Origin of the sequence: Devosia polycyclovorans, from assembly GCF_042181575.1 — a bacterium.
In the GTDB taxonomy this organism is placed as follows: domain Bacteria; phylum Pseudomonadota; class Alphaproteobacteria; order Rhizobiales; family Devosiaceae; genus Devosia; species Devosia polycyclovorans.
This window is the reverse complement of record NZ_CP170082.1, coordinates 2,982,540-2,994,564: the sequence shown is the minus strand read 5'-3', so window position 1 is coordinate 2,994,564 and position 12,025 is coordinate 2,982,540. Positions and strand designations below refer to the sequence as shown.

The window sequence follows — 12,025 nt, the reverse complement described above, 5'->3', positions numbered from 1 at the left end:
CCCCCTATGTCCCGCACCCGTCTCTATCTTTTCGACACCACTCTGCGTGATGGCGCGCAGACCGCCGGCATTGAGTTCTCGCTTGAGGACAAGATCGCCATTGCCGGCATGCTCGAACAGATTGGCGTGGACTATATCGAAGGCGGCTATCCTGGTGCCAATCCCGTAGACACCGCCTTTTTCCAAGAGAGGCGCACAAAGAAAGCCATCTTCACGGCCTTCGGCATGACCAAGAGGGCGGGACGCTCGGCCGCGAATGATCCCGGCGTGATGGGGCTGGTCAATTCGTCGGCAGAGGCCGTCTGCTATGTTGCCAAGGCCTGGGACTATCAGGTGGAGCTGGCGCTTGGCTGCAGCACCGACGAACACCTCGAAGGAATTGCCGACTCCGTGCACACGGCCTCGGAGGCCGGCAAGGAAGTTCTGGTTGATCTCGAACACTTCTTCGATGGCTACAAGGCCAATCGCAGCTATGCCCTTGATTGCGTGAAGATGGCCCTGGAGGCCGGTGCCCGTTGGGTTGTGCTCTGTGACACAAATGGGGGCACTATGCCCTCGGAGGTGCGCGAGATCGTTGCGGACGTGATGACCATCGCGCCTGGCGACCGGCTAGGCATTCATCCCCATGACGATACCGGCCAGGCCGTTGCGAACGCCTTGGCCGCGGTCGAGGCTGGCGTGTGCCAGGTTCAGGGTACGCTGAACGGCCTGGGTGAGCGCTGCGGCAACACCAATCTGGTGACCCTGATCCCCACCCTTGCGCTCAAACCCTATTATGCCGACCGTTTTGAAACCGGCATCACACCTGAACATCTCGAAAGGCTTACGCATATCTCGCGTGCCTTCGACGATCGGCTCAACCGTGCCCCCGCACGCCAGGCTCCCTATGTTGGCGCTTCGGCTTTCGCTACCAAGGCCGGTATCCACGCTTCGGCCCTGCTCAAGGACTTTTCGACCTACGAGCATGTGCCGCCCGAAAGCGTCGGCAATGAACGCGCCATCATGGTCAGCCAGCAGGCCGGCAAGTCCAATCTTCTCACGGCCCTGGCGCGCCACGACATCGTCGTGGAAAAGGATGATCCCCGTCTCGAGCGTCTGCTGGCTACCGTAAAGGAACGCGAGGCTCGCGGTTATTCCTATGACGGTGCTGATGCGTCCTTCGCAGTTCTTGCCCGCCGCGTCCTCGGGACCTTGCCTGACTTCTTCGATGTCGAGAACTATCGGGCCATGGTCGAGCGACGCCACAATGCGATGGGCGACGAAGTGACCGTCACCGAGGCCGTGGTCAAGATTCGCGTTGATGGCGAATTGCTGATGTCCGTGGCCGAGGGCAATGGTCCGGTCAACGCGCTCGACCAGGCATTGCGCAAGGACCTGGGCAAATACTCCGCCCGGATCGAGGACCTGGAGCTGGTCGATTTCAAGGTGCGTATCCTGGACGGCGGCACGGGCGCGGTCACCCGTGTACTGGTCGAAAGCCGCGACGGCAGCGGTGAGCGCTGGGTAACCATCGGCGTTTCGCCCAATATCATTGATGCCTCGTTTGAAGCTCTGTATGAATCAATCACATACAAGCTGTTGAAGACTGATGCGGCACAGGCTTCAACACTGGGGGCAAACACCAGCCAGGCGCAAAAGGCGGTTGGCTGACTGAATATTACCGGGAGGGCAAACTGGCCGAAACCGCTCCGAAACGACCTCTGGCTCTGACTATTGGGGCAGCGGCAGTTACTCTACTCGTTGTTCTTGGCGTTCTGTCCGGTCCATCGATTGTCACCTGTTTCAACAGCCCCGACGGCATGGGGCAGTGCCTGCGCGGCAAAATGGTCGAGGTCGGGCTGATTCCGGCTTCGCCTGCGCCTGTTGTTGCAGACGCCGAAACGCCTGGCGAACAAGTCGTCGCCAACATTGAGGAAGCGGTTCCCGCCGAGCCCGAACTGGATGTTACGCTACCTGCGGCCACTGCGGTTGAAAGCGAGGTCGATCAGGTTGTTGCTGCCACGTTCGGCCTGTTGCGCGCCGAGCCAGACGGCTCGGTCGTAATCGCCGGTAGCGGTACGCCTGGTAGCCGCGTCGAAGTGTTTGCCAACGGCGAACTGCTTGGGACGGTTGAGGTTGAAGCAAGCGGGGACTGGGTTTTCGTGCCTGACGCCCCGCTCCCGCCCGGTGGTCTGGAAATCACCTTGGGCGAGGAAGGCAAGACCGGCACCGCCGAGGATTCATTCATCGTCGTCATCAACGAAGACAAGACGAGCCAGCCGCTGGTCGTTGCCAGCACGCCTGGCGAGGCCAGTGAGGTTCTCCAGGGTCTGACGGCCCCAGTCCAGGTCGCCGAAGCGCCTGCCGCCGAGGCATCGACGGAGCCCCGGGAACCGGCTGGCGAGCCGGCTGCTGAACCGGCTGCTTCCACCTCCCCGGAGCCCTCGTCCTCGGCGGTACCGGTCGAACCTGCGGAAGTGACCGAAACAGAAGTCTCCGAGACTCCCTTGGAGCCCGCTGAAACACCCGCCGCGACCGAGCCTGCTACGGTCGCCCAGGCAGACCTGGTCGAGCAAGAGGGTGCGGAAGAATCCGCCATGCAAGTCGCCGCTTTACCTAGAGCCCCTGAGGCCGAAGTCCCCGAGACTGAAGTCGCTGAGACGGAAGTCACCGAAACGGAAGTCGCTGGGACCGAAGTGGAAGCTGCGCCCGCCCCGACAGCGGCCGCGTCAGCGAATTCGACACCGGTGGAGCCGGTCCCCGCTTTGGAGTCCAGCACCGAACCTACTGCTGGTGAAGCTCTGAAAGTGCCTGATGAGTCCTCCCAGACAGAAAGTCAGGCTGGCGTCGTGGCCGAAACCAACCAGACGCCGGACACGCTTCCCTCCACCGCCGATAAGGCGCAGGAGGCAGCCGGCGCTGTTGTTGCGGAAGCTCCGGTGACAGAGCCGGCACAGACCCAATTGGCCACCGTGCCGCCGACTATTGACGCGATCGAGATCGAGAACGACCGGAGCTTCTTTGCCGGCGCCGGTCCGGATGGTGGAGTTATCCGCCTGTATGTCGACGACGAATTCGTGGCCGATGCCACGATCGAAAACGGTCGCTGGTTAATTGAAGCGGGGCCGGTTCTGGACCAGCCCAGCCAGCGTGTCAGGGTGGACCTGCTGCTGCCGAACTCGGCCACAGTCATTGCCCGCGCCGAGGTCGATTTCGTTGTGGATGTGCCCGGGGGCGACGAGCCCGTTGCTGTTGCTCAGGCCGAGCCGGTTCAGGAGCCTGTAGCGCCACAGCCCGCGCCGCAGACACCTCCAGCTTCGGCAACTGCGCAGCCATCAGCTTCTGGCGCGGCACCGGCGACCCAGGAGACTGCGGGAGCATCTTCAGAGCCTGCCGTTGATTCGGTCGCGCCGGCCCAATCGGTGGACGTCACCGACGCCCAGACGGTCGAGCCTGTCGCGCCGGCCGCGACAGCTGAAGCTTCAGTCGCGCCTGCAGAAACGACCGCCGTGGAAACAGCCGCACCGATCGCCACCGAGCCCGTTCCGGCCAATGAAGAAAGTGCCGCCCAGAGCGCCGAGATCGCTGCGGACGGGACTTCCGCATCTGACGAGCGCGCCGTGCCCATCATGGTTGCAGTCTCGCTCGGTGATCCGGAGGCGCAGCGTTTTGCCTCCGGCAAGGCCATCATCCGCCGCGGCGATAATCTCTGGACCATCGCGCGCCGCGTCTATGGCGAGGGGTTGAAGTACACCACGATCTACCAGGCCAATACCGGCCAGATCAGGGACCCGGACCGTATTTATCCCGGCCAGGTGTTTGATCTGCCCGAGGGACTATCGGGTCAGTAATCTACGAAAAAGCGGCGCCGGAAGGCGCCGCTTTTGTACGCCTATTGATTTTCGGCGCCGTAGCCCCCATCTTCCATCGCAATTCACCGATCAACCTGACCGCGCTTCCTCTGTAGGCGCAGTCCTTGTACGCCGAGCACAGCGCCATGCATGACGATGACATTGCCAGTTCCATGCGTGCTCTGGGGCATCCCGTCCGGCTTGAGATATTGCGCATTCTGGCGACCCAGCAGCAGGGCCAATGTTGCTGCGCCGATGTTACCGACAGCCTGACACTGGCGCAGTCTACCGTATCCCAGCACATCAAGGTCCTGCTCGATGCAGGGCTTATCGAGCGCAAGCCGCATGGCACGCGCAACCGCTATTGCCTCCGCCATGCCAGACTGGCCGAACTCAATTCGGCCTTTGGCGGTCTCCTCAAGGGGCTGGCGCCCATCGCCGCCAACAAGGAAACGGAACAGGCCTGATGGCTCTAGACAGCACTGAGAAGAAGCCGTCCGTCAGCGCGGACGAGGGGTCGGTATTCTCGACCGTTCGCAATCTCTGGTCCTACATGTGGCCGGAAGATCGCCCTGACCTTCGGATGCGGGTAGTGCTTGCCCTGGCGGCCCTGCTTGCCAGCAAGGTAGCCACCACGCTCATCCCCTTCGCCTACAAGGGCATCATCGATAGTCTCGATGGCACCAATACCGACCAGACCCTGATCCTTGGATTGGCGGTTCCGCTGGTGCTGGTCATCGCCTATGTGCTCGGCAACATTGTGGACGCTGGCTTCCAGCAATTGCGCGACGTCTGGTTTGCCAGTGTGGGCCAGCATGCGGTGCGAAAGCTGGCGCTGCAGACCTTCCATCATATGCACCGCCTTTCGCTGCGCTTCCACCTGCAGCGCCGGACTGGCGGGCTTTCGCGCGTTATCGAGCGCGGCACCAAGGGCATCGAAACGGTCGTCCGTTTCGCCATGCTCAACATCGCCCCTACCATGGTCGAGTTCGTTGTGGTGGCCATCATCTTCGTCTGGCTGTTCGGTATAAGCTATCTGGGCGTGCTGGTCGTGATGATCTGGGGCTACCTCTATTTCACGATCAAGGCTTCCAACTGGCGCATTTCCATCCGTCGGGACATGAACGAGAGCGACACCGATGCCAATGGCAAGGCAATCGACAGCCTGCTCAACTTCGAGACGGTGAAGTATTTCGCCAATGAGCAGATGGAAGCGCGGCGTTTCGATAAGGCCATGGAAGGCTACGAGCGTTCGGCCATTCGTATCTGGACGTCGTTGGGCTTTCTCAATTTTGGCCAGGCGGTCATCTTCTACAGCGGCTTTCTCGCCATCTCCATCATGTCCATCATGGGTGTCATGAATGGAACGCTGACGCTGGGCGATTTCGTCCTGCTCAACACCTTCCTGATGCAGATTTATCGGCCGCTCAACTTCATCGGTTTCGTTTATCGCGAGCTGCGCCAGGGCCTCACCGATATCGAAGAGATGTTCAAGCTGCTCGATCAGGATCCCGAGATTCAGGACAAGTCCGGCGCGACTGCGCTCAGGGTCACCGGCCCGGTTATCCGCTTCGAGGACGTGAGCTTTCACTACGACTCCGACCGCGCCATCCTCAAGGGCGTTAGCTTCGAAGTGCCGGCCGGCAAGACGGTCGCTATCGTCGGGCCGACAGGCGCAGGCAAATCGACCATCTCCCGCCTATTGTTCCGCTTTTACGACGTCACGGGTGGGCGCGTTACCATAGACGGTCAGGACTTGCGCGACGTCACCCAGGAAAGCCTGCGTGCCGCTATTGGCATGGTTCCGCAGGATACTGTGCTGTTCAATGACAGCATCGGCTATAACATTGAGTATGGCCGACCCGGCGCCTCTCCCGACGAGGTCAAGGATGCGGCCCGCATGGCCCAGGTCGCCGGTTTCATCGAAACCTTGCCCAAGGGATACGATACGCCCGTTGGAGAACGCGGGCTGAAGCTATCCGGTGGTGAAAAGCAGCGGGTGGCCATTGCCCGCACCATCCTGAAATCGCCCTCGATCCTCATCCTCGACGAGGCCACCTCTGCCCTGGACACCAAAACTGAACGCGACATCCAGGCCGCATTGGATGAGGTGTCGCGCAACCGCACCACCGTGGTGATCGCCCACCGTCTGTCCACTGTCGTCAACGCCGATGAGATTCTGGTCTTGCGCGACGGTCAAGTTGCCGAGCGCGGCAATCACGCGGCCCTGTTGCAGCAGGACGGGCTCTATGCCCAGATGTGGAACCGTCAGCGCGAAGCCAATGAGGCCGCCGAGCTTCTCGCCCGCACGCAGGAAGACCCGGACGGCTTCGTTAAGCGCGGTGCCCCGGCGGCGGAATAGTCGTCAAGCAGGCTGTGCTCACGCTTTGCGTGGCTTCGATTATCGAAACGTCAATCATCGCCAGCAAAGCGCACAATGGCGCAGACAAAGCATGTCTTTGGGGAGCGATTGCATGACTATTTCGATGCGGCGAGCGCGGGACGAGGAGCAGGGCTCGATCGCCAACCTTGTCCAGCTCTACCTTCATGACCTGACCGAGTTCATGCCATTTCCCGTCCGTGACGACGGCCGCTTTGAGTATGGCTTTCTCGATCGCTTTTGGCGCCATCCCTATTTCATAGCGTCAAACGACGAGGTTGCCGGCTTTGCTCTGATCGTTGATGACTGCCCGCTCACCGGCCGCGCGCCATGTTGGTTCATGGCTGAGTTCTTTGTTCTCCGCGCCCATCGGGGCAGGGGGGTGGGCAAGGCCGCGCTCGAGCTGGCACTGCGCGCCCATCCCGGGCCTTGGCACATAGCGGTGCCACATGCCAATTCGGCGGCCCGGCAATTCTGGTCGCGGGCGCTTGCCGATCGAGCGGCCAGGCCAAGGCCTGTCCATTTTGATGGCGATGACTGGAACCTCTACGAGTTTTCCGCCTGAACAAGAAAGGCCCGCATCGCTGCGGGCCTTCGCGATTTTTGGTGGTAGCGGCACGTTACTCCGCGGCGTCTCGTCGGCTGACCACGGTGACGCCATTGGCTTCCTTTTCGGTCAGGCCGATCTCCTTGGACACGATATAGCGTTTGGCGCTATCCGCATCTTCCGGAATTTCCACCGCAATGCCGTCAAATCCTGCGGGCGCGGCAACGGCCTGACCGCGGCGGAAGGGGCTGGCGATCCAGCTTCCCATTGCTCCAAATAGTCCGCCCAGCCACTTGATCTGTCCCCACATGACGGACGGGGCGGTGATCATCACCGGCACCATGATCAAAGTCAGCGCCGTTGAGAGGAACAAGCCCGAGACCAGAGCTGCCGACAGATGGACGAACCACGATCCGGCAATACCGCCCACCACGATTTCCCGGCGGATGAAGTCAAACTCGACATTGGCCCACATCGGGATCACGCCGAGAGCCGTGAGAAAGGCGGTCAGCAGTACCGGACGGACACGCTGGCTTACGGTCAGCAGCATGGCTTTGACCGCTTCAACATTCTGATGCCGGTGATAGTCGTTGTATGTGTCGATCAGCACGATGCCGTTCTTAACCACGATACCTGCCAGCGCCACGATGCCAAGGCCTGTCATGATAGCCGAGAAGGTCATCCCGGTAATCAGCATGCCCAACAACACACCCGCTACCGACATGGCGACGGTCGTGAGCGTCACCGCCACTTGGTAGAAGCTGTTATACTCGAGCAGCAGGATAAAGAAGATGATGGCCAGCGCCATGATCATCGCCTGAACGATGAACGCATTGGCATCGCCCATCTGTTCCTCGGCACCACCGAACTCGATATTGACCCGATCCGGAAAGTCCTGTTGCGCGATCCATGCCTGCAGTTCTTCAACCTTATCTGCGGCGTAGATGCCTTCGGGCAGGTTGGGCAGGGCCGCGGCAACAGCCATGGTATAGACTTGGTTGCGACGCTGGATGTTGGCCACCTTGGGCACAGCCGTGCGCTCGATGAAGTTCGAGACCGGTACCAGACCCTGGCTCGTCGCAATACGCATGGAGTCTAGCGCATCGAAGCTCCGCTCTTCCTTGGGAAGACGAACGCGGATGTCCAATTCGTCGCCGGTCAGTTCGTCGCGATATGTGCCCAGCTTCACGCCGGACGTGACCAACTGCACATAGGGCGCCAACTCGCGCACACCGATGCCGTATTTGCCCGCTTCTGCACGATCAACGGTGATCTGCCAGTCGATACCGGGGGAAGGGCGGCCGTCTTCCAGGTCGACGACCTCTGGCCAGGTTGCCAGATGGTCATGGATGGCGGCTACTACCGGCACAAGGTCGTCATAGCTGGTGCTCTCGACCCGCAGATTGATGTCCTTGCCTGCCGGAGGACCGTTCTCCGCCGCGATCACCTGAATGTCGAGCCCGGCAATGTCCGCTACCCGTTCCCGGATATCGGCGAAGATCTCCTCGGCTGGAACGCGGTGGTTCCAGTTGGTGAGCTGCAGCTGGAAATTGCCGATCGTGTCGGGCGGCATGGTGCCGAAGGCGCCGGTCGTGCCGAACTGCATGATGACGTCCTGGATGCCCTGGACCTGTATCAGTTCGCTCTCGACCTCGATCAGCATGTCGCGAATTTCTTCAGGTGAGTAGTTTCCGCGGCCAACAACGGCAACAGACGCGAACTCCGGCTCGGAAGCCGGGAAGGCCTCTGAGCCTGTCGGATTCAGCGAATAGGCGACGAAGATGCTGATGATCACGCCGAAACCCACTGCCAAGGTCGGCAGCGGCCAACGCAGCAGCTTTTCCATCATCCGGACATAGAGGCCGGTCAGTCCGCCCACCTTCTTGGAGTCGAACTTGTCCGGGTACATGACGATATCGGCTTTCGCCTTTTCCTTCTCGTCAACATGGGTCGAGGCGATCAGCGAACCGATAACCGGCATGAAGATCAAGGCGGAGACGAAAGACGCGACCATGACGATGATCACGATCATCGGCAGATAGCTCATGAACTTGCCGATGATGCCCGGCCAGAACAGCAGCGGGATGAAGGCTCCCAGCGTTGTCGCCGTGGCGCCGACCACCGGCACGAACATCTTGCGCATTGCCATCACGAAGGCCTCGCGCTTCGGAATGCCTTCCTGCAGCTTGCGTTCGGCATATTCGACCACCACGACGGGGTCGTCGACGAGCACGCCAACCGCGATCACGAGACCAAACATGACCATCATGTTGATGGTCATGCCCAGGCCTTGGGCTACAAGGAATGCCATCATGAAAGAGAGCGGGATGGACATGCCGATCATGATCGCGGGGCGCACGCCAAGCGTGGCTACACAGGTGATCAAAACCAGTGCCACCGCGGTCAGCACGGCCGCCTCGAGCGAACGGAAAAGCGCCGTGGTGGTCTCTGCCTGGTCCAGGAAGAACGAATAGTTCACCCCGCTTGGCCAGTCTTTTGCCGCCTCGGCTGTGACGGCCCGTACCTTGTCAGAGACATCGATGATATTGGTGCCCAGTTTCTTGGAAATTCCAAGGATGAGGGCAGGGGAGCCGTTAACCTGCGTATATTCGGTGGCATCGGCCAGGGTACGGGTGATGGTGGCGACATCGCCAAAGGTCACAATGGTGTTGCCATCGGTCTTGAGCGGAAGGCTGAATACGTCCTCGGCAGTCGTGATCAGGCCGGGCACTTCAACATTGAACGAACCTTGCCCGGTGTTGAGCGTACCGCCGGCAACAACCATGTTGTTGCGGGACAGAGCATCAAACAACTGGTTGGCCGTCAGGCCGTAGGCTTCAAGGCGCAGCAGGTCTACGCGGACCTCAAGCTGCTCCTTGCGGGCACCGGACAGGGTAGCCTCGCGCACCTCAGCGATGCCTTCGAGCGCGTCCTGCAGAAGTTCTGCACGGCGTACCAACTCTTTTTCGGGAGCAGAGCCATAGACCGCTACCGAAAGGATCGGCATGCCAACGATGTCAATCTCGTTGACCGTGGGGTCGTTCGCGTCTTCGGGAAGTGCGGCCCGCAGGGCGTCCATGCGCGCCCGCGTGTCTGCCAGCGCCTGATCCTTGTCCGTGTTGATATCGAACTCAAGGAACACAGAAGCGTGCCCGGTCGTCGAGGTTGAGCTGATATTGTTCAGACCCGGTAGGGTCGCCAGCTCTTCTTCTGCCGGCTTGGCCAGAAGGTTTTCCGCGTCACGCGGCGACACGCCGGACTGGCTGATCGACACATAAAGATAGGGCACGTCGATTGCCGGAAAGCTTTCCTTGGGCATCGACATGTAGGCGCCCGCACCGGCAGCCAGCACAATGACCATGATCGTCAGGACAACCCGCGGCATCCTGAGGATTCTTTCGATGAAATCGAGCATGGCCTGCGTCCTCAGCTAGCGGTAGGTTCAGTCGTATCGGCTACCGGGCTGGCGTCCACCGCCTGTCCGGCATTCACATTCTCCTGTCCGACGATGATCACGTCCGAAATCACCGGCAGTCCAGTCACCCACACACCTTCGCGTGTGTCGCTGACGATGGTGATGGGGTAGAAAGCCACAACGCCGTCTTCAACGGTGCGCACCCCAAGCACGCCATCGTCATCCAGCGTCAAGACAGATTGCGGCAGCAAGTGCCCGGGGGCGGTGCCCAGCTTGACGACAGCTTCGGCAGTAACACCGTCACGGATCGCAAAATCCTCATTCGGGATTTCGATCTCGGCCGGGAAGGCGCGAGTGGCATTGTCGGCAACGGCCGAAACATAGGTCACTTTGCCCGATACATTCTGTCCGGTGACAGTCTTGATAGTCGCGTCGAGCCCGGTCTTGGCCAGGCCGATATGGGCCTCGGGCACCATGCTGGTAAAGACGATCGGGTTGAGCTGCACGATAGTAGCGCAGGGCGAACCCGCATTGAGCATCGCGCCTTCCACGGCCACCGGGTCCTGCACCAGACCTGCCACCCTGGCCACGATCTCGGTGCGCTCGAGCTCGGCCTTGGCATTGTCCAGCCCGGCTTTTGCCTGACTCACGCCCGCCTTGGCCTGCGCCAGTGCGACTTCTGCCGCATTGGCCGTGTTGGCAGCCGCTAGGCCGCGGTCACGCAGATCGGTATTGGTGTCATAGTTGAGCTGAGCCTGTGCCAAGGCGGCCTCTGCCTGGGCAAGTCCTGCTTCTGCCTGGGCGACGGCGGCCGCGCGTGTACCTTGGTCCAAAGTGCAAAGTGCATCGCCGACCTCTACCCGCTCACCCTTGGTGACATGCACCACATCCACCGAGCCGGTCGTTTCTGCCACAGCGGTAACAGTTGCCTTGGCCTGTGTACGACCGCGCAATGGCACCTCGATGGGCATGGGGGCTGCAGTGAAGCGCTGGATTCGCACGCTTTGCAGTGGGGCGCTGGAACCGGTTGTGAGCTCATTGCGTTGCGCGATGGTCAGTGCCGGATCGATTTCGGGTTTATGGTGTTCCGCCAGAAGACCGGCTTCCCCCAGAGCACCTGCAATGGGGCCGTGTTCTTCGCCTTCTATGACTGCAATGATGGGCGTCTCGCCATTACCCGGACCCTGGCCGCCCTGCACCAGAGTGCCGGTAGCGAGCCAGCCGCCAGCGAGAAGGAGAATGGCGAAGGCCAGGCCGTAGGAAAACAGTGCACGCATGAAAATTATCTCGCCCCTTATTCAGCCGCGTCTTTTCGAGGCTCGGCTCGCGCCATTGTGATCAGTTCGTGCATATGGGTGCGGAAATGTTGTTCCGCAACCTCCAATACTGCACGTCCGTAGTTGATGACCCACATATCTGCTGCATTGCAGCTATGCTCTTTGGGTGCCTGCTCCAGTTTTTTGCGGCTTTCTACTGACCTTTCGAGGAATTCATTGCAGCGCTGCTCGACCAGTTCACGCGGCAAGATGTGGGCAAATCGCGCAAACAGCAGGAAGGGGCTGCGGAACATGTCCTCGCCCAAAGGCTCGGCGAGTTCTGCAGCAAATGCCGCCTTGCCGGTCTCAGTGATGGAATAGACCTTACGCGAGGGTTTGCCGGGCTGTTGCTCAGTGCGACTGGCCACCAGTCCTTCGTCTTCCAGCCGAGCCAGTGCCGGATAAATCGAGCCATAACTGGCTTCGACGAAATAGGCGAAGTTGCCTTCGGTGCACATCCGGCGAATGTCGTATCCGCTCGCCTCTTCCTCATAGAGGATGGAAAGGCACAGGGTTCTGACGTTCATGAGAAAATCC

8 protein-coding genes are annotated in these 12,025 nt (G+C 60.6%); 5 read left to right on the top strand and 3 right to left on the bottom strand.

The features are described 5' to 3' along the window. The first annotated feature begins 6 nt into the window (after window positions 1–6). The 5 genes from cimA to ACE4RL_RS14975 all read left to right on the top strand — a co-directional run bounded on the left by cimA (window position 7) and on the right by ACE4RL_RS14975 (window position 6,775). On the top strand, window positions 7–1,650 hold the full coding sequence (gene cimA, locus ACE4RL_RS14995) for a citramalate synthase (protein WP_375597909.1): 1,644 nt from the start codon (window positions 7–9) through the stop codon (window positions 1,648–1,650). 149 nt (window positions 1,651–1,799) lie between these two features. Then, window positions 1,800–3,830: a LysM peptidoglycan-binding domain-containing protein gene (locus ACE4RL_RS14990; protein WP_375597908.1), complete on the top strand. Its 2,031-nt coding sequence runs from the start codon at window positions 1,800–1,802 to the stop codon at window positions 3,828–3,830. A 146-nt stretch (window positions 3,831–3,976) separates the two neighbouring features. Continuing rightward, on the top strand, window positions 3,977–4,297 hold the full coding sequence (locus ACE4RL_RS14985) for an ArsR/SmtB family transcription factor (RefSeq protein WP_375597907.1): 321 nt from the start codon (window positions 3,977–3,979) through the stop codon (window positions 4,295–4,297). Further along, window positions 4,297–6,192 carry an ABCB family ABC transporter ATP-binding protein/permease gene (locus ACE4RL_RS14980; protein ID WP_375597906.1) on the top strand — a complete coding sequence of 632 codons (1,896 nt, stop codon included), beginning with the start codon at window positions 4,297–4,299 and terminating at the stop codon, window positions 6,190–6,192. The genes ACE4RL_RS14985 and ACE4RL_RS14980 overlap by 1 nt, the downstream gene beginning before the upstream one ends. Window positions 6,193–6,304: 112 nt before the next feature. Then, window positions 6,305–6,775 carry a GNAT family N-acetyltransferase gene (locus ACE4RL_RS14975; protein ID WP_375597905.1) on the top strand — a complete coding sequence of 157 codons (471 nt, stop codon included), beginning with the start codon at window positions 6,305–6,307 and terminating at the stop codon, window positions 6,773–6,775. Between the two features lie 55 nt (window positions 6,776–6,830). Here the strand turns inward: ACE4RL_RS14975 and ACE4RL_RS14970 are convergent, their stop codons facing one another. Genes ACE4RL_RS14970 through ACE4RL_RS14960 form a run of 3 tightly spaced genes read right to left on the bottom strand, consistent with a single transcriptional unit; the run spans window position 6,831 to window position 12,015 of the window. Then, on the bottom strand, window positions 6,831–10,172 hold the full coding sequence (locus ACE4RL_RS14970) for an efflux RND transporter permease subunit (RefSeq protein WP_375597904.1): 3,342 nt from the start codon (window positions 10,170–10,172) through the stop codon (window positions 6,831–6,833). An 11-nt stretch (window positions 10,173–10,183) separates the two neighbouring features. Next, the gene (locus ACE4RL_RS14965) at window positions 10,184–11,449 is read right to left on the bottom strand and encodes an efflux RND transporter periplasmic adaptor subunit (protein WP_375597903.1); all 1,266 of its coding nucleotides are present in this window, start codon (window positions 11,447–11,449) and stop codon (window positions 10,184–10,186) included. Between the two features lie 17 nt (window positions 11,450–11,466). Next, entirely contained in the window at window positions 11,467–12,015 is a 549-nt protein-coding gene (locus ACE4RL_RS14960) for a PadR family transcriptional regulator (protein WP_375597902.1), read from the bottom strand. Window positions 12,016–12,025 lie beyond the last annotated feature (10 nt).